Source organism: Klebsiella sp. 10 (assembly GCF_018223925.1).
In the GTDB taxonomy this organism is placed as follows: Bacteria; Pseudomonadota; Gammaproteobacteria; order Enterobacterales; family Enterobacteriaceae; genus Klebsiella; species Klebsiella pneumoniae.
Window position 1 is genome coordinate 20,154 of the sequence record NZ_JAGRRB010000001.1, and the last position, 17,135, is coordinate 37,288.

Here is a 17,135-nt window from a genome sequence, read left to right on the forward strand (position 1 = left end):
TTTTTTGAATGATGAGTTTAGCATTGATTAATTCGCAGTATGTCGCAGATTTGTAACGAAGTGGCAGAAGAATGATTGCGGCTCAGAGGCGGCGAATTTATAATAAAAACCGGTTCTAATTTTTATAAAACAGTTACGACGAGGTGATAAATGGCAGGTGCAGATTTGGATAAACAGCCAGATTCTGTCTCTTCGGTATTGAAGGTTTTCGGCATCCTACAGGCGCTGGGTGAAGAGCGTGAAATTGGCATTACCGAACTGTCCCAGCGCGTCATGATGTCGAAAAGCACCGTTTATCGCTTTTTACAGACCATGAAATCACTGGGCTATGTGGCACAGGAAGGAGAGTCTGAGAAATACTCTCTCACCCTCAAGCTGTTCGAACTGGGCGCGCGCGCGCTGCAGAACGTCGACCTGGTGCGCAGCGCCGATATTCAGATGCGCGAACTTTCGCGACTGACGAAAGAGACCATCCATCTTGGGGCGCTGGATGAAGACAGTATCGTCTACATCCATAAAATTGACTCGATGTATAACCTGCGGATGTACTCGCGTATTGGCCGCCGCAACCCGCTGTACAGTACCGCGATTGGCAAGGTGCTGCTGGCATGGCGCGATCGCAGCGAAGTGGAGCAGATCCTCGACGGCGTGGAGTATAAGCGCAGCACCGAGCGGACCATTACCAGCACCGAGGAGTTGCTAAAAGTGCTGGATGGCGTTCGCGAGCAGGGCTATGGCGAGGATAATGAGGAACAGGAAGAGGGGCTGCGCTGCATTGGCGTGCCGGTGTTTGACCGTTTCGGCGTGGTCATCGCCGGGCTAAGCATCTCTTTCCCAACGCTACGTTTCTCTGAAGAACGCTTGCATGAATACGTGGCGATGCTCCACCAGGCGGCGCGTAAGATTTCTGAACAAATGGGATACAACGACTATCCGTTCTGAGGCGGCGGATAACGGGGTTGGCGACCGCGGCGCTACGTCGCGATCGCCGGTTCGATGTTAGCCGTTATCAACCACGGTTGTGCTTTTACGCAGCAGAGGGCAACTGCTGACGCCGATCACTCCGCTGTCGGAATGAACATAAAGTGCGGTGCTGACTCCGCGGGCGGTGAGGTATTGGCACTTAAGACCCAGACCGCCGACGTTTTCCTCACTGTGGAATAACACCCCATAACCGCTCAATAATACGCCAATCCATAAGATAGCCACCAAGATAATAGTACGAATGATTAATCGCATTGATGCCTCATTATTTGTATGATCCCTGGCTTGATTTTGACACGAACACGTTTTGAAACAAGTCGATGATTCCTAAACTTACCTTTCGTAATACAGTTAGCCGCGGTTTAAGAAGGCCGTGCTATCCTGGCGACATTGCGTACTGATGCGGAGAGTGGAGTGAAAAAATTACGGTGGGTTTTACTGATAGTCATCATAGCAGGCTGCCTGTTGCTGTGGACTCAGATGCTTAACGTAATGTGCGACCAGGATGTTCAGTTTTTCAGCGGCATTTGCACTATTAATAAATTTATTCCGTGGTAAGACATTTTTCTGCCGACTGATTTCCTTCTGCGCCGCGGGTGGTAGAATGAACGCCTTCTCTTTGAGGTGGTGAAATGAGTGAGTTACTAAATCCTGGGATTTTAAATCTGGCATCGCTGGCTGTGTCCGTGGCGCTGCTGCTTGTCGGTCTGTTGTTATGGTTCTTCGTCAACCGCGCCAGTTCGCGGGCGAATGAGCAGATAGAGCTGCTGCAAGCGCTGCTGGATCAGCAAAAGCGGCAGAATGCGCTGTTACGTCGCCTGTGCGAAGCTAATGCGCCAGAGAAAGAGGATGTGGCTGAGCCGACCGTCGCCGGCAAGGCGAAAGGGGAGGATGAGTTTATCCGCCTGGTAGCTGAACGTTAAGGCGCCCGACAGGTGTGCATCATAAGATGCGCACCTGCATGATAGCGGGCGGTAATATCTTATTCTTATTCCATTATTCCTTTCTTAGTGCAATATCCTCTTTATTACACGCTGTAAATAAAGTCATTCTCGCCGCGTTTATTGTTGGGTAACGTGACACTGTCATCTTTTTTTCATTATTAAGGTGCAGAATTAGCACTATTTTTAGCGTGACGACTAACAGGTTTTATTATCACTACACTGGCACGGCTTAGCGATTTTTAGTCTGGAGTTATAACGAATTATGCGCATCAATATTCACCGTTGCCCACCAGACGCTTACATCACAGCAGTTCGTGTACGGACATACCTGGACGAAGCGAAGTTGTTGAGCTATGGTAAAAAAGTTGCAGTAATGAGGCAGCGAATGGGCGATATTGGCTTATGCTGTAGCGCCTTGCCAGGGGCGGCAAAGACGCATAAATGTGCAGGCGATCAAATGATTACCTTATAATTTGTGCGAACGATCGAGACACGTTTAAAAATGGCTTGCCATTATTTACGTAGTGTGTGATAACACGTTTCGGGTTAAACGAGGTACAGTTCTGTTTATGTGTGGCATTTTCAGTAAAGAAGTCCTGAGTAAACACGTTGTCGTTGAATACCGCTTCTCTGCCGAACCTTAAATTAGTGCCTCATGCAGTTATGTGTCAGTTTTATCTAGGTAAACGCCAGCAGGCGAAGAAAACAGTCTAAGGAATTTTGCAAATGGCAAAGATTAAAGGTCAAGTTAAGTGGTTCAACGAGTCTAAAGGTTTTGGTTTCATTACTCCGGCTGATGGCAGCAAAGACGTGTTCGTACACTTCTCCGCTATCCAGGGTAACGGCTTCAAAACTCTGGCTGAAGGCCAGAACGTTGAGTTCGAAATTCAGGACGGCCAGAAAGGTCCGGCTGCAGTTAACGTAACTGCTATCTGATACAAGACCACTCTTCTTGTATAAAAGCCTCGCCTGCGCGGGGCTTTTGCATTTTTATTGCAAAGCATGTCATTTTTCCCCCTCCCGTCGCGTCTTGTTGCAAATACTCATCTTTATTAGCATTGTGTAGCAGTCTGTTTTGCTAATTTTCTGTTAAATCAGTTGGTTGCAAAACAATGCCGGAGCTATGGTGCTAAAGAAAAAAACGAAGTCCGCCGCCAGTTTCACCCCGATTCGCTTCGGGTTACTGTGTGTGGCCATTCTCGGTTGTCTGGGGCTGCTGCTGGTCCGCGTGGGCTGGCTACAAATTATCTCCCCCGATAACCTGGTAAAACAAGAAGATATGCGCTCCCTGCGCGAAGAACCCGTAGCGGTTGAGCGGGGGATGATCAGCGACCGGGAAGGACGGCCGCTGGCGGTGAGCGTTCCGGTCAGTGCTATCTGGATCGACCCGCAGACCACTATGGAGAAGGGCGGTGTGGGCTATGGGCCCCGCTGGCAGGCGATGGCCGAAGCGCTGCACCTCAACCTCGGAGAGCTGGCCCAGCGGGTACAGAGTCATCCCCACGCTCGCTTTCTCTATCTGGCGCGTCAGATCAATCCCGAGCAGGCTGAGTGGATTGATAAACTGCATCTGCCGGGCGTCTACCTGCGCGATGAATCGCGACGGTTCTACCCGGCGGGCCACGTGGCTGCCAATCTGCTGGGCTTTACCAATGTTGATAATCAGGGCATCGAAGGGGTGGAGAAAAGCTTTAACGCCCAGTTGACCGGTAAACCCGGGCGACGTCTGGTGCGTAAAGATAAACATGGCAATGTCATTGAGAACATTACCGAAGTGCCGCCGGTTCCGGCGCATAATCTGCAGCTGAGTATTGATGAACGCCTGCAGACGGTGACGGAAGACGCCCTCGACAACGCCGTCCGCTGGAACAAAGCAGAGTCCGGGGCGGCGGTATTGATCAAAATTGATACCGGCGAGATCCTGGCGATGGCCAGCTATCCGGACTTCAATCCGAACAATCGCGATAGCGCGACGCTGGATGATTTTCGCAACCGGGCCATCAGCGACACCTTCGAGCCCGGGTCGACGGTCAAACCGCTGGTGATCATGACTGCGCTACAGCAGGGGATTGTCCAGCCAGACAGCGTGGTGGATACCCATCCGTTCGTCCTCGATGGCCATCGTATTCGCGATGTGGGCTATTATCCGGAGCTGAGCCTGACCGGGATCCTGCAGAAATCCAGCGATACCGGCGTGTCCCATCTCTCGCTCGCCATGCCGGTGCAGCATCTGATCGATACCTATAAAGCTTTCGGCTTTGGCGAACCGACGGGGCTGGGGTTGACCGGCGAAAGCGCCGGGCTGATGCCGCATCGCCGCTACTGGGGGCAACTGGATCGCGCCACCTTCGCCTTCGGCTATGGTTTGATGGTCACCCCGCTCCAGCTCGCCCACGTCTACGCCACCATCGGCGGCTTCGGCATTGCGCGACCACTGTCGATTACCCGCATCGATCCGCCGGTGATGGGCACGCGGGTGATGCCGGAGAGTATTGTGCATAGCGTGGAACATATGATGGAGAGCGTGGCGCTCCCGGGCGGGGGCGGTACCAAAGCGGCGGTACGCGACTACCGGGTGGCGGTAAAAACCGGCACGGCGAAGAAAATTGGCCCGGACGGCAAATATATCGATAAGTATGTGGCCTATACCGCCGGCGTGGCGCCCGCCAGTCGACCACAGTTCGCGCTGGTGGTGGTGATGAACGATCCGAGCAATGGTTCCTATTACGGCGGCGCTGTGTCCGCGCCGGTCTTCAGCCAGATCATGGGCGATGTCCTGCGGCTGGAGAACGTCATGCCGGACGGCATGCCGCAAGGGGCGGAGAATCTGATCGTAATGCACGATAGCCACCCACAGGGGCCGGCGCTGTAACAGTGGTCTGCAGGGGCGAATAGCGCTACACTTTCGCCCTTTCAGCAACACCGGAGCCGTCATGTCATACAGTTGCCCCCTTTGTCACGCGCCGCTCAGCCGTAGCGACAACCACTATTCCTGCCCGCAGCGGCACCAGTTCGATCTGGCGAAAGAGGGGTACGTCAATCTGCTACCGGTGCAGTTCAAGCGGTCGCGCGATCCCGGCGATAGCGCCGAAATGATGCAGGCCCGGCGGGCGTTCCTCGACGCCGGACATTATCAGCCGCTACGGGATGCTATCGCTGAGCGGCTGCGACATTACGCCCCTACGGATTTACTGGATATCGGCTGTGGCGAGGGGTATTACACCCACGCGTTTGCCGCCATCGCCAGCCGCAGCTGGGGGCTGGACGTGTCGAAGCCGGCGATCCGCGCGGCGGCAAAACGCTACCCGCAGGTGAATTTTTGCGTGGCCTCCAGCCAGCGCCTGCCATTTTCCGACGCTAGCTTCGACGCGGTAGTGCGCATTTACGCGCCCTGCAACGCCGAAGAGCTGGCGCGGGTGGTGCGTCCCGGTGGTTGGGTGATCACCGCCACGCCGGGTCCCCGTCACCTACTGGAGCTGAAAGGGCTGATTTACGATGAAGTTCGCCTGCATGAGCTGAAGACGGAAGCGATGCCGGGGTTCCGCCTGGAGGCTCAGCAGCAGCTGGCTTACCCGATGATCCTGACGGGAAGTGAAGCGCAGGCCCTGCTGCAGATGACGCCGTTCGCATGGCGGGCTAAAGCCGAAGTGCACGCCGCGCTGCGTCAGCAGCCGACCTTTGGTTGCCAGACCGATTTTATGATCCACTGCTGGCAGCGCGAAGCGTAAAGCTTAACCGGCGAAATGGCTCCAGAGGATTTCGCTGCCGATGCCAATCAGCACGATACCGCCGAGAATTTCGGCTCGTTTGCCAAGCAGCGGGCCGATAAAGCGACCGACCATCATCCCCAGCGTCGACATGATAAAGGTGGCGCAGCCGATCGCCAGCGCGGTGGTCACAATGCTGACCTGCAGGAAGGCCAGACCGACGCCGACGGCCATCGCGTCAAGGCTGGTGGCGAAGGCGGTGGTGACCAGAAGCCAGAAACCATGTCGGTGAGGCGCCTCGCACGCCTCGTCGCTGTCGCCGCGAAAACCTTCGACGATCATTCGCCCGCCGAGAAACACCAGTAAAATAAAGGCAATCCAGTGATTCCACTCGAGGATAAACTGGCTGGCCAGCATGCCAAGCCCCCAGCCGACCAGCGGTGTCAGGGTTTCAATGGCGCCAAAAATCAGCCCGGTGCGTACTGCCTCTGAAAATTTGGGTTTATGCAGGGTGGCGCCTTTGCCGATGGAGGCTGCGAAGGCGTCCATGGACATGCCGAAAGCGAGAAGAATGGTAGCGGATAAATTCATGTGCGTGTCCTGACCGGGGATAATCCATATGACACATCGCTGCCCCCAGTAAACATACGCGGAGCCGCTCAATGGCTGAGCAATACGTACAGCAGTGATGTATCTATGGTCTCGCCTGATTGAATCTCTTCAACCCGTACGTGCCACGTTTTGCAACGAGTATGTTGACACGTACATTTCCTGGCGGGCAGGAAATCGGCTACTCCCCAACGACGGGCGCAACCTTAACATATTTTTAGAATATAAAACAATAACAGAGGAGGGCTATTTTAATAACCAAATGATAACGATTTTCATTTAAATTTATAAGTGAAAAAATAGTTAATAAAAAAGATAAGGTTAGGCGGGAAATATAGCCGTGGCTATAATATTTCTCCGCTGCTAACGGGAATAATATAGCGCTGGCTATATTTTTAAGTCATTGAGTTGTAATGAGAAGTTTGTATATCTTCTCCAGATCGTCGATATTTCGTACGCGTATCAGCAGCCGCCGTTGCTCTAATTGCATCACCAGCACACCGTCCTCGGATAAATTCATCTCTTTAATCCGCTGATATTCTATCCACACGTTGGCGAAGAAAAAGCCGCGCGGTTTAAAAATGATTTTCGGCGTACGGATCCAGAATAAATAGAGCCCCATCAGCGCCAGCACAGATAATAGCCAGGTGGTGATCGCCGTGCCGTGCTGGGTGATGTTGTTATAGATCAGAATGGCGGTGAGGCCGACAAAGATCATGCCGTCAACGCGACTGCGGCGAAGCAGGGGGATGGCCAGCAGTACCGGGCCGTTTCGCCTCGGCATAATAAACTGGTCATATATCGCGTAGGCCAGTAGCGCAAGGATAAACAGGATGATCACCAGGTCCGTGAAGGTCATTGCTTTGCGTTTCTCCTGATAAAAAAAAGCCGGGGGCAAGCCCCCGGCGTACAGCCTGGAAATTACAGACCCAGCAGGCCGACCGCGTAGCCGGCGATACCGATGACGAAGAAGCCAACGATGATCCACAGCGGGTTAACTTTCTTACGCAGCAGCCACATACAGGCGAAGGTCAACAGCAGCGGCACCAGACCCGGCATCAGCTGATCAAGGATAGTCTGCACCGTGGTGACGTGAACCTGTCCGTCAGAGCCGGTGATTTTTGACACCACCATCGGAATGTTCACATGCGTCCACTTGTTAACCAGCGCCCCCATGACAAACAGGCCGAGGATTGACGCCCCCTCAGTCAGTTTCTGCAGGAAGCCGCCGCCCATATCTTTAACGATATCCACGCCTTTGCGATAACCATAGGCGACGCCGTAGTAACGGGTCAGCAGACGCACCGCGTTGAACAGGATAAAGAACAGCAGAGGACCGAGCAGGCTACCGCTCATCGCGATCCCGGCGCCTAAGGCTGCAAACACCGGACGCACGGTACCCCAGAAGATCGGGTCGCCAACGCCGGCCAGCGGTCCCATCAGACCGACTTTGATGCCGTTGATAGCGCCATCGTCAATCTCTGCGCCATTGGCGCGCTGCTCTTCCATCGCCAGCGTTACGCCCAGTACCGGAGCGGCAACGTAAGGGTGGGTGTTGAAAAACTCAAGGTGACGCTTAATCGCCTGCTTACGCGCATCGTTGTTCTCCGGGTACAGACGACGAATCGCCGGAACCATAGAGAAGCAGAACCCCAGCGCCTGCATACGTTCGAAGTTCCATGAACCCTGGAACAGGTTAGAACGAATGAACACGCCACGAATATCACTCTGTGTGAGTTTTTTCTCGGTGGTATTTTTAGTCATATCAACCATTTCGCTCACCTGTTAGTCCAGTTCGTTATCGAGATCGTTGTTACCAGCCGCCTGAGCCGGCGCACCGGCGACGCGGTTATATTTCGGGCTCAGCTGGATGTAGAGGATTGCCATGACCGCACCAATCACGCCCAGGGCCACCAGGTTGAAGTTGGTGAAGGCGGCGGTGACGAAGCCGAGGTAGAAGAACGGCATCAGATAGCCTGCGCGCATCATGTTGATGACCATTGCATAACCGACAACCACGATCATACCGCCGGCGATGTTCAGACCGCTGGTGACCACTTCCGGGATAGCATTCAGCAGGCCCTGAACTTCGCTGGTGCCGACGGAAATCGCCACGATAACGGCCGGGATAGCGATACGCATCGCCTGCAGGAACAGGGACGAGACGTGCAGCCACGACAGGGCGGTCAGGTTGCCATTCTCTGCCGCTTTATCCGCCGCGTGCTGGAAGGCCACGGTGATGGTGCGCACGATGATGGTCAGCACCTGGCCTGCCGCCGCCAGCGGGATAGCCAGCGCGATACCGGCGCCGATGCTCTGATGGCCGGCAATAACCAGGACGGTGGAAATAATGGACGCCAGCGCGGCATCAGGGGCTACCGCCGCACCGATGTTCATCCAGCCCAGGGCTATCATCTCCAGCGTACCGCCGATGATAATACCGGTTTTCATATCGCCGAGAACGGCGCCGATCAGCGTACAGGCGATCAGGGGACGGTGGAACTGAAATTCATCAAGTACCGACTCCATACCCGCAATACACGCGACGATGAACACCAGCACAATCTGAAGAAGGGTAATCTCCATTGTACTTCTCCTGTTGATTAAGTCTTAAAGTGAAAACTGGGGCGCGATCCGCCGGGTTATTTATCAACCTTAGCGATCAGATCCATCATTTTCAGTTTCGGGTCGGTGGACACTTTACGTGCCTCCAGCTCGATACCGCGGGCGTTCAGCTTTTTAAACGCCTCAATATCTTTGGCATCGACTGAAATCGCGTTGTTAACCTGGGTTTTACCCTGGCGGAACGCCATACCGCCGATGTTGACGCTGGTGATTTTCACGCCGCCCTCGACGATACGTTCAACGTCGGTCGGGTTAGTAAACAGCAGCATAACGCGCTGTCCGGCATACTTGGGGTTGTTGTAGACGCGGATCATTTTGGCCACATCCACCACGTGAGCGGTGACGCCCGGCGGCGCAACCTGGGTCAGCAGAGTTTTACGTACGGTATCCGCGGCCACTTCATCACTGACAACGATGATGCGGGTAACGTTGGTCTCTTTGGTCCAGCGGGTGGCGACCTGACCATGGATCAGACGGTCGTCTATACGCGCAAGGCCAATTACCATGTAGTCGTTCGGGCCCATGGGTTTGGCCGGTGCGGCGGCTTTTGGCGCTGCGGCAGGCGCGGGCGCAGGGGCCGCTTTTTCCACCGGTTTGGCTTTAAGCGCTTTCACGCCTTCGCTGCCGGTTTCAACCGCTAAGGCGACCAGTTCATCAAAGGAAGGATCGTCGTCGCGGGCCATGAAGGTTTCCACCAGCATCGGGATATTGACGCCGGCGATAACTTCGTAATGCTCTTTATCGACGACAATGCGGCTAGCAGCGTTGAAAGGGCTGCCTCCCCATGTATCGACGAGAAACAGCACGCCTTTACTGGTATCCAGTTTTGCCAACTGGGCGTTGTATTTCTCGATCAACGTTTCGGCATTTTCACCCGGAACGAAATCGATCCAGCCAACGTTTTCCTGCTCGCCCAACAGCATTTCTGCTGTTTTCAGCAGCTGTTCTGCAGCCCAACCATGTGTGCCTATTACAATAGCAATCGTCACTTGCTACCTCCTTTATTATCGTGAATGCATCATCTGCTTTGATACATCCTGAATCACTCTTGAGGACAAAATCGATTCAGTTAGGGTGTAAGATAGAAAATAGTTACTACCGCGAATTATTTTAGACAGTGAAAAAATAATTAATGTGATGAAGATCCGTTAATCACGTATCGTCTGCGAATAATTTTGCAGCGCAAAAAATAGCCTTAGTTATTGCAAATTCAGGTAAATTATTTCCAATTTCGATCTATATTTTGCTATGTTTAACTTCCGTTTAATTACTCAGGAGTATAGGGCATAGCCCGCAGTATGGACCGTCATCGACGTCTTTTCACTTTCTGGCATCTGATTGCCACCTCTACGTATCCCGCATTTCTTTCAGCACCTGGTGTCGCGCCCCTGCATGGCATGGCGATGACTGACCTTGCCGCAAACCGGAGTCGTACATGGAATTGTTAATGGATCCCTCAATCTGGGCCGGCCTGTTGACGCTTATCGTTCTGGAAATTGTGCTCGGTATCGACAACCTGGTGTTTATTGCCATCCTGGCGGACAAACTGCCGCCGAAGCAGCGCGATAAAGCGCGTCTGATCGGCCTGTCACTGGCGCTGGTGATGCGCCTGGGGCTGCTGTCGGTCATCTCCTGGATGGTAACGCTGACGAAACCACTGATTACCATCGCCGATTTCTCCTTTTCCGGGCGCGATCTCATCATGCTGCTCGGCGGGATCTTCTTGTTGTTTAAGGCGACAACCGAGCTGCATGAACGGCTGGAAAACCGCCAGCACGATGCCGGTCACGGTAAAGGCTATGCCAGTTTCTGGGTAGTAGTATTGCAGATAGTGGTGCTGGATGCCGTCTTCTCCCTGGACGCCGTGATCACGGCGGTCGGGATGGTTAACCATCTGCCGGTGATGATGGCGGCGGTGGTGATCGCGATGATCTTGATGCTGCTGGCCTCCAAGCCGTTGACGCGCTTTGTCAACCAGCACCCGACGGTGGTCGTGCTCTGTCTGAGCTTCCTGTTGATGATTGGCCTTAGCCTGGTGGCTGAAGGGTTTGGCTTCCATATTCCAAAAGGGTATCTGTACGCGGCGATCGGTTTCTCGATCATTATCGAGTTCTTTAACCAGGTGGCGCGCCGTAACTTTGTTCGCCACCAGTCGACGCTGCCGCTGCGCGCTCGGACCGCGGATGCCATCCTGCGCCTGATGGGCGGCCGCAAACAGGCCTCCGTCAGCCATGACGCAGACAGTCCAGCCGCGGTGCCCGTTCCTGAGGGCGCCTTTGCGGAAGAAGAGCGCTACATGATTAACGGCGTGCTGACCCTGGCCCAGCGCTCCCTGCGCAGCATCATGACCCCGCGCGGAGAAATCAGCTGGGTCGACGCTGAGCAGAGTGAAGATGAAATTCGTCGTCAGCTGCTGTCGTCGCCGCACAGCCTCTTCCCGGTCTGCCGCGGAGAGCTGGATGAAATCATTGGTATCGTGCGGGCGAAAGAGATGCTGGTGGCCCTGGAGTCGGGGGAAAACGTCGCGGCGCTGGCTTCTGCCTCCCCGGCAATTGTCGTTCCGGAAACGCTGGACCCGATCAATCTGCTCGGGGTCCTGCGTCGGGCGCGCGGCAGCTTCGTCATCGTAACTAATGAATTTGGCGTGGTGCAGGGGCTGGTCACGCCGCTGGACGTCCTTGAAGCCATCGCCGGTGAATTCCCGGACGCTGATGAGACGCCAGAGATTGTCATCGATGGCGATGGCTGGCTTATTAAGGGGTCGACCGACCTGCATGCGCTGCAGCAGGCGCTGGGGCTGGATCCACTGATCAATGACGATGAGGATATTGCCACCGTTGCCGGGCTGGTGATCTCCGCCAATGGTCATATCCCGCGCATTGGCGACGTCGTGTCGCTTCCGCCGCTGCATTTTACCGTAGTGGAAGCGAATGATTACCGGGTCGATCTGGTGCGCGCGGTGGTCACTCGCCCGCCGAGCGACGAAGAAGAGTAATCGCCAGGCTCGCCGGCCGCTGCGGCCGGCGAGTTATTCTGTCGTCTCGCTCTCACCCTCACTCTCACTCTCCTCCCTGCTGGCCAGCCACGCCGGGAACGCCTCCACCGGCATCGGCCGCGCATAATAAAACCCCTGCAGCACATCGACGCCGTGGCTACGCAGGTAGTTTTCCTGCTCCAGCGTCTCCACCCCTTCGGCAACGGTAACAATATGCAGGCGGTTGGCGAGGGCGATAATAATATCTGTCACCGTCGCGTTCACGCTATCTATGCCGACCGAGCTGGTGAACGAGCGGTCGATCTTCAAAACATCCGGGCGCAGCTTTTCCAGCCATGAGAGCGAAGTATTGCCGGTACCAAAATCATCGATCGCCAGCTGTACGCCCTTAAAGTGCAGATGTTCGGCCATATGCTGGTCGCCATCCTGCAGGACATCGCGTTCGGTTAGCTCGACCACCAGCTGCTGCACCGGATCCACGCTGAACCAGTAATTGTGCAGGTCGCGCAGCAGGAGTCCGTTAGCGAAATGGCGCGCGGCGACATTGATCGCGATGTGAAAATGGCGGTCGCGAGGAAAAGCGTCCAGGCGGCGAGCGGTTTCGGCAATCACATAGCGGGTGAGAGGGATGATCAGATTATTGCCTTCGGCGATGGGGATAAATACCTCCGGCGAAATCGTCCCACGGCGGGGATTATTCCAGCGCAGCAGGATCTCCACCCCGCAGCAGCGGCCGCTGCGCGCATCCTGCAGCGGCTGGCACCAGAGGGCAAACTCCCGGGCCGAAATGCCAAGGCTTATTTCCCGCGAGAAACTCATTCTGCCGGCGGTGGCCAGCCAGGCGATGCCGGTCATTAGCAGGCTAAAAATCAGCGCCAGCGGCAGCTCGCCGGGCAGCTCCTCAAGCGCAATCGCCGAGGCGCCAGGGCCGTTAATATTGACAGTAAACGGAAACTCCGTAGAGCGCTGGCGATAAATCACCGTGCCCTGCGGGACATGCGCTTTTTCGAGAAGCCCATGGCGGCTGCTAAAATAACGATCGCCAACCTGCAGGCTGACGTCGCTGATCAGGGCCGATTTTTCATTAAGAATTAAGGTTCCCAGCAGCTCAATATTCACCACCAGCATCACGCCGTCCAGGCCGCTCTCCGCGGCTGGATACCATTGGATCAGTACCGGCGAGCCTTTGAGCAAGGAGCTGTCGTTCGAGAAGAGCAGCAGAGGGCGGGGCGCAGGAAGCGCGGGCTGCAGGCGATGTAAGTCTGCCTGTCGCGGGCCAAAAATACTGGAACAGTAAACGATACCTGACGTGACGAGGGCGACGGAACGAATGGTTTGCAACGAGGCCGCCATTTTGCGCAGCGTCAGATGGATATCAGGGCAGGGTTTGCCCACCAGAGGGAGCAGGGTGGCTCGCTGCGCGCTTAGCGGGCGCAAGATGTCATTGAGCGCTGCCACCCGTTGGCTGGCGGCCGTGCGAATATAATCTTCATTTACGCTGCGCTGCGAAATAAATCGGATGGCTAATGTGGCGCCCAGGGTCGCCAGGGCTACCAGCAGGCAGACAATAATGCGTTTGTGACGATAGGCCGTAATGACTTTTTGTGCAGTCTGCATGTGCGACACCCTGTCGACAGGACGAGTGGTTAAGCGTGGCTTATTTTATAGAGCAAGTGTAGTGGCAGAATATCGCCAGGTATAGAAAAAAGAAAATGCGCCGTTGAAGGCGCATCAGGGAGATTTCAGTCACCAGGGTTAACCCCCTGCGCGCTTTGCAGGCGCAGAGGGGCACGAAAAGTTTAGTCACACTGAACTTTAATCGCCAGGCCGCCGCGCGAGGTTTCGCGGTACTTGGCGTTCATGTCTTTACCGGTTTCATACATGGTCTCGATCACCTTATCGAGCGAGACGCGCGGTTCGCTGGTGCGGCGCATCGCCATTCGCGCGGCGTTGATCGCCTTGACGGAAGCGATGGCGTTACGTTCAATGCATGGCACCTGCACCTGGCCGGCGACCGGATCACAGGTCAGGCCGAGGTTGTGTTCCATGCCGATCTCCGCTGCCACGCAAACCTGTTCCGGGCTGGCGCCGAGCAGTTCAGCCAGGCCCGCCGCCGCCATCGAGCAGGCGACGCCCACCTCGCCCTGACAGCCGACTTCCGCGCCGGAAATGGACGCATTCATCTTATACAGCGCGCCGATCGCCCCGCAGGCCATAAAGTAGCGAATATAGATCTCCGGGCTGACGGACTCGATAAAGTGATCGTAATAGGCGAGTACCGCCGGAACGATGCCGCAGGCGCCGTTGGTCGGCGCGGTTACCACGCGACCGCCGGCGGCGTTCTCTTCATTGACCGCCAGCGCGAACATATTGACCCAGTCAACAACGTTCATTGGATCGCTGGAGAGCTTATCGCTGGCCACCAGCAGACGACGCAGCGCCGAGGCGCGACGCGGTACGCGCAGCGGGCCAGGCAGCACGCCCTCGGTGTTCATCCCGCGGTCGATACAGGCGCGCATGGTCTGCCAGACGTTGGCGAAATAATCCTCGATCTCTTTTTTGCTGTGCAGAGCCAACTCGTTCTGCATCACCATCCCGGAGAGCGACAGGCCAGTCTCTTTGCAGTAGGCCAGCATTTCCTGCGCCGATTTAAATGGGTAGGGCACCTGCAGTTCGTTGGCGTTTTCCTTGCCGAAGTGCTCTTCATCGACAATAAAGCCGCCGCCGATCGAGTAGTAGGTCTTGCAGTAGATCTCTTTCTCGCCGGCCCAGGCGTGAATGGTCATGCCGTTTTCGTGCAGCGGCAGGTTGTCGCTGCGAAAACGCATGCCGTCATCCGCCGGGAAGTCGACCTCATGCTGGCCGTTGGCCAGCAGCAGACGACCGCGCGCTTCGACGTCACGGATAAAAGCCGGGATCGCGTCAATATCGACCGTATCGGGCTGATTGCCCGCCAGTCCCATGATAATGGCGATGTCCGTATGGTGGCCTTTGCCGGTTAATGACAGTGAACCGTAGACGTCAACCGCCACACGAGTCACTGCATTAAGCAATCCTTTTTCGACCAGGTCATCGACGAACTGTTTTCCGGCCTTCATCGGGCCAACAGTGTGGGAAGATGAGGGACCAATCCCCACCTTGAACATGTCGAATAGACTAATCACGATAATACTCCTGACAGGGTTACCGCGGGTGCGGTAACGATGTAATAACTGCGCATAGTGTAAGAGGGAAGCGCCCTGTCAGTTCAACTATTCACATGAATTAAACTAATGGCTAACCGCGATTTTACTAATAATGAGAGCGCCCTCTCATTATCAGTATAGCTAAGGACGTGCGCCAATTTGCAGCGCCAGCTCGCGAATGATCCCGGCGGTCATTCCCCAGACAAAATAATGCTGGTACCAGGAGAGCCAGACGCGGTGGTCGTTGCCCCGGCGGTGGATATCGAGCGGATGGTAGCGCCCAAGGCGCAGGGCTTCGGCGAGCGGCATTTCAAATACCGCGGAGACTTCGTCCTGGCTGGCGTGATAGTGCAGATCCGGGGGAATAATGCCCACCACCGGCGTCACCTGAAAGCCGGTGACGCTGTCCACCGGCGGCAGGACGCCGATCACCTCGACCGCCTCCGGCGGGATCGCCACCTCTTCCTGAGCTTCGCGCAGGGCGGCGGCGATAAGCGTCGCGTCGGTATTATCTACTGCGCCGCCGGGAAAGGCGACCTGGCCGGCGTGCTTGCGCAGCAGCGGCGAACGCTGGGTCAGCAGCAGGCCGGGCTGCGGCCGGCGCACGATCGGCACCAGCACCGCCGCCTGCCGCTGATTGAGCGCATGGCGCGAAGGCTGCGGGCGCAGAAGCTGAAAGCGGGACAGAAAATCATCCAGATTAAGGGCGCGATCCGCCATGGTCTAGTTCTCCAGTTGCTGCAGGATACGATTAACTTTATCAAAAGTTTCCTGATATTCCGCCGCTTCCTCGCTATCCGCCACAATTCCGCCGCCGGCGGAGCAGTACAGCTGTCCCTGCCATGCCGTCAGGGTGCGAATGGTGATGCTGGTATCCATATTGCCGCAATAGCTCAGGTAGCCAATGCTCCCACACCAGGCGTTGCGACGCTGGGGCTCCAGTTCATCGATAATCTCCATCGCCCGCACTTTCGGCGCGCCGGTGATCGAGCCGCCGGGAAAGGCGGCGCGCAGCAGGTCGCTGGCGTGCAGCGTCATTGGCAGGCGGGCGGTGATGGTGCTGACCAGATGATGGACCGCCGGGAACGGCTCCACCACGAACAGCTCGGGGACCCGGACGCTGCCCGGGACGGCGACGCGGCCGATGTCGTTGCGCATCAGGTCAACAATCATTAAATTCTCGGCGCGATCTTTCGGCGAATTCGCCAGCTTCTCAGCCTGCTGCGCATCTTCCGGCGGTGAATCGAGCCGCGGTAGGGTGCCTTTTATCGGCCGCGTCTGGATCTCCCCCTGGCGCAGCTGGATAAAGCGCTCCGGCGACAGGCTTAAAATCGCCCCTTCATCGAGGCGAATAAAGGCGCTAAAGGGGGCGCGGTTGACGGCGTTCAGCTGGCGGAAGGCCTGCCATTCATCACCGACGTAGCTGGCCTGAAAACGCTGGGCGAGGTTGACCTGATAGCAGTCGCCGCTGTGCAGATAGGCCTGTACCTGGCGAAATTTTTCGCCGTACTGCTGGCGGCTCATATTTGACTGCCAGGCAGAGGTCAGGGCGAAGGTTTCACCCGGCGTCGGCGTTTGCGCCTCCAGCCACTGTAGACGCTGCTGCGGGTCGTCATAGCTGAGCAGCGATATCTGTTGGCGCTGGTGGTCGACGATAAGCGCCCAGTCATAGATCCCCACCGCCATATCCGCCAGCGCGATATCGGCCTGCGCGTGCGAAGGGAGACGCTCAAAGCGACGGCCCAGGTCGTAACCGAATAATCCCAGCGCGCCGCCGAGAAACGGCAGATCGTCATGGGGTTGCGGCGTGAACGGCTGACGATCCAACTGCTGCTGCAGGAGCTGCAGCGGATCTTCCGCTGAGACAACAACGGTTTCGCCGTCGTCGACCCACGTCTGTTCATCGCGCGTCAGTAGCGTGGCGCGCGGGGCAGCCACCAGAATATCAAAGCGGTTATGCGGATGGTCGGCAAAGCTGGAATGCAGCAGCATCGCCCAGGGCAGGGCGCTTAACGGCGCAAAATAGTGTTCGGCCGCATCCGGGCGCCAGGGCAGGGTAATAATCGCGGGGGACAACATCTTTCTC

Annotated in this window: 17 protein-coding genes and 1 pseudogene; 8 read left to right on the top strand and 10 right to left on the bottom strand. The window is 56.1% G+C overall.

Features of this window, described 5'->3' with window-relative positions; genetic code table 11:
- Positions 1 to 150 precede the first annotated feature (150 nt).
- Complete coding sequence (kdgR, locus tag KHQ26_RS00105; RefSeq protein WP_002911378.1) at positions 151 to 942, top strand: DNA-binding transcriptional regulator KdgR; 792 nt, start codon at positions 151 to 153, stop codon at positions 940 to 942.
- Between the two features lie 57 nt (positions 943 to 999).
- On the opposite strand, the gene KHQ26_RS00110 is transcribed toward kdgR, so the two are convergent.
- Positions 1,000 to 1,239: a YobH family protein gene (locus KHQ26_RS00110; protein ID WP_004145533.1), complete on the bottom strand. Its 240-nt coding sequence runs from the start codon at positions 1,237 to 1,239 to the stop codon at positions 1,000 to 1,002.
- 159 nt (positions 1,240 to 1,398) lie between these two features.
- Here KHQ26_RS00110 and mgrB point away from each other — a divergent pair, with 159 nt between their 5' ends.
- The 6 genes and pseudogenes from mgrB (at position 1,399) to rlmA (ending at position 5,656) form a co-directional block, all read left to right on the top strand.
- Positions 1,399 to 1,542, top strand: a complete 144-nt coding sequence (gene mgrB, locus KHQ26_RS00115; protein WP_002911375.1) for a PhoP/PhoQ regulator MgrB — start codon at positions 1,399 to 1,401, stop codon at positions 1,540 to 1,542.
- A gap of 74 nt (positions 1,543 to 1,616) precedes the next feature.
- Complete coding sequence (locus KHQ26_RS00120) at positions 1,617 to 1,907, top strand: YebO family protein (RefSeq protein WP_002911374.1); 291 nt, start codon at positions 1,617 to 1,619, stop codon at positions 1,905 to 1,907.
- Positions 1,908 to 2,497: 590 nt separating this feature from the next.
- Positions 2,498 to 2,569 (top strand): annotated as a pseudogene (locus KHQ26_RS00125) (DUF2627 domain-containing protein); the annotation flags it as partial.
- Positions 2,570 to 2,654: 85 nt separating this feature from the next.
- On the top strand, positions 2,655 to 2,864 hold the full coding sequence (cspE, locus tag KHQ26_RS00130; RefSeq protein ID WP_001062678.1) for a transcription antiterminator/RNA stability regulator CspE: 210 nt from the start codon (positions 2,655 to 2,657) through the stop codon (positions 2,862 to 2,864).
- A 187-nt stretch (positions 2,865 to 3,051) separates the two neighbouring features.
- Complete coding sequence (gene ftsI, locus KHQ26_RS00135; RefSeq protein ID WP_002910924.1) at positions 3,052 to 4,800, top strand: peptidoglycan glycosyltransferase FtsI; 1,749 nt, start codon at positions 3,052 to 3,054, stop codon at positions 4,798 to 4,800.
- A gap of 61 nt (positions 4,801 to 4,861) precedes the next feature.
- Positions 4,862 to 5,656, top strand: a complete 795-nt coding sequence (rlmA, locus tag KHQ26_RS00140) for a 23S rRNA (guanine(745)-N(1))-methyltransferase (protein WP_002910922.1) — start codon at positions 4,862 to 4,864, stop codon at positions 5,654 to 5,656.
- Between the two features lie 3 nt (positions 5,657 to 5,659).
- Here rlmA and mntP read toward each other — a convergent pair whose 3' ends face one another.
- The 5 genes from mntP to manX all read right to left on the bottom strand — a co-directional run bounded on the left by mntP (position 5,660) and on the right by manX (position 9,858).
- Positions 5,660 to 6,226 carry a manganese efflux pump MntP gene (mntP, locus tag KHQ26_RS00145; RefSeq protein ID WP_002910921.1) on the bottom strand — a complete coding sequence of 189 codons (567 nt, stop codon included), beginning with the start codon at positions 6,224 to 6,226 and terminating at the stop codon, positions 5,660 to 5,662.
- Positions 6,227 to 6,644: 418 nt separating this feature from the next.
- Positions 6,645 to 7,103, bottom strand: coding sequence for a DUF986 family protein (locus tag KHQ26_RS00150; protein WP_004215046.1), 459 nt, complete (start codon positions 7,101 to 7,103; stop codon positions 6,645 to 6,647).
- Between the two features lie 62 nt (positions 7,104 to 7,165).
- Positions 7,166 to 8,017 carry a PTS mannose transporter subunit IID gene (locus tag KHQ26_RS00155; RefSeq protein ID WP_004145526.1) on the bottom strand — a complete coding sequence of 284 codons (852 nt, stop codon included), beginning with the start codon at positions 8,015 to 8,017 and terminating at the stop codon, positions 7,166 to 7,168.
- Between the two features lie 12 nt (positions 8,018 to 8,029).
- On the bottom strand, positions 8,030 to 8,830 hold the full coding sequence (locus KHQ26_RS00160) for a PTS mannose/fructose/sorbose transporter subunit IIC (protein WP_002910918.1): 801 nt from the start codon (positions 8,828 to 8,830) through the stop codon (positions 8,030 to 8,032).
- Between the two features lie 56 nt (positions 8,831 to 8,886).
- Positions 8,887 to 9,858, bottom strand: coding sequence for a PTS mannose transporter subunit IIAB (manX, locus tag KHQ26_RS00165; protein ID WP_002910917.1), 972 nt, complete (start codon positions 9,856 to 9,858; stop codon positions 8,887 to 8,889).
- Between the two features lie 446 nt (positions 9,859 to 10,304).
- Here manX and yoaE point away from each other — a divergent pair, with 446 nt between their 5' ends.
- The gene (gene yoaE, locus KHQ26_RS00170) at positions 10,305 to 11,864 is read left to right on the top strand and encodes a CNNM family cation transport protein YoaE (protein WP_004145524.1); all 1,560 of its coding nucleotides are present in this window, start codon (positions 10,305 to 10,307) and stop codon (positions 11,862 to 11,864) included.
- 33 nt (positions 11,865 to 11,897) lie between these two features.
- Here the strand turns inward: yoaE and KHQ26_RS00175 are convergent, their stop codons facing one another.
- The 4 genes from KHQ26_RS00175 to pabB all read right to left on the bottom strand — a co-directional run bounded on the left by KHQ26_RS00175 (position 11,898) and on the right by pabB (position 17,128).
- Positions 11,898 to 13,481: an EAL domain-containing protein gene (locus tag KHQ26_RS00175; protein ID WP_016946458.1), complete on the bottom strand. Its 1,584-nt coding sequence runs from the start codon at positions 13,479 to 13,481 to the stop codon at positions 11,898 to 11,900.
- A 182-nt stretch (positions 13,482 to 13,663) separates the two neighbouring features.
- On the bottom strand, positions 13,664 to 15,028 hold the full coding sequence (gene sdaA, locus KHQ26_RS00180) for an L-serine ammonia-lyase (RefSeq protein WP_004151445.1): 1,365 nt from the start codon (positions 15,026 to 15,028) through the stop codon (positions 13,664 to 13,666).
- Between the two features lie 162 nt (positions 15,029 to 15,190).
- Entirely contained in the window at positions 15,191 to 15,769 is a 579-nt protein-coding gene (locus KHQ26_RS00185; RefSeq protein ID WP_004180429.1) for a CoA pyrophosphatase, read from the bottom strand.
- A 3-nt stretch (positions 15,770 to 15,772) separates the two neighbouring features.
- Entirely contained in the window at positions 15,773 to 17,128 is a 1,356-nt protein-coding gene (gene pabB / locus KHQ26_RS00190) for an aminodeoxychorismate synthase component 1 (protein WP_020804902.1), read from the bottom strand.
- Positions 17,129 to 17,135 lie beyond the last annotated feature (7 nt).

Coding starts and splice junctions, on each gene's coding strand:
- mntP (WP_002910921.1), bottom strand. CDS start 6,226: ATGAATTTATCCGCTACCATTCTTCTCGCTTTCGGCATGTCCATGGAC.
- KHQ26_RS00155 (WP_004145526.1), bottom strand. CDS start 8,017: ATGGTTGATATGACTAAAAATACCACCGAGAAAAAACTCACACAGAGT.
- KHQ26_RS00120 (WP_002911374.1), top strand. CDS start 1,617: ATGAGTGAGTTACTAAATCCTGGGATTTTAAATCTGGCATCGCTGGCT.
- KHQ26_RS00110 (WP_004145533.1), bottom strand. CDS start 1,239: ATGCGATTAATCATTCGTACTATTATCTTGGTGGCTATCTTATGGATT.
- pabB (WP_020804902.1), bottom strand. CDS start 17,128: ATGTTGTCCCCCGCGATTATTACCCTGCCCTGGCGCCCGGATGCGGCC.
- KHQ26_RS00150 (WP_004215046.1), bottom strand. CDS start 7,103: ATGACCTTCACGGACCTGGTGATCATCCTGTTTATCCTTGCGCTACTG.
- rlmA (WP_002910922.1), top strand. CDS start 4,862: ATGTCATACAGTTGCCCCCTTTGTCACGCGCCGCTCAGCCGTAGCGAC.
- ftsI (WP_002910924.1), top strand. CDS start 3,052: ATGGTGCTAAAGAAAAAAACGAAGTCCGCCGCCAGTTTCACCCCGATT.
- yoaE (WP_004145524.1), top strand. CDS start 10,305: ATGGAATTGTTAATGGATCCCTCAATCTGGGCCGGCCTGTTGACGCTT.
- kdgR (WP_002911378.1), top strand. CDS start 151: ATGGCAGGTGCAGATTTGGATAAACAGCCAGATTCTGTCTCTTCGGTA.
- KHQ26_RS00175 (WP_016946458.1), bottom strand. CDS start 13,481: ATGCAGACTGCACAAAAAGTCATTACGGCCTATCGTCACAAACGCATT.
- KHQ26_RS00185 (WP_004180429.1), bottom strand. CDS start 15,769: ATGGCGGATCGCGCCCTTAATCTGGATGATTTTCTGTCCCGCTTTCAG.
- KHQ26_RS00160 (WP_002910918.1), bottom strand. CDS start 8,830: ATGGAGATTACCCTTCTTCAGATTGTGCTGGTGTTCATCGTCGCGTGT.
- cspE (WP_001062678.1), top strand. CDS start 2,655: ATGGCAAAGATTAAAGGTCAAGTTAAGTGGTTCAACGAGTCTAAAGGT.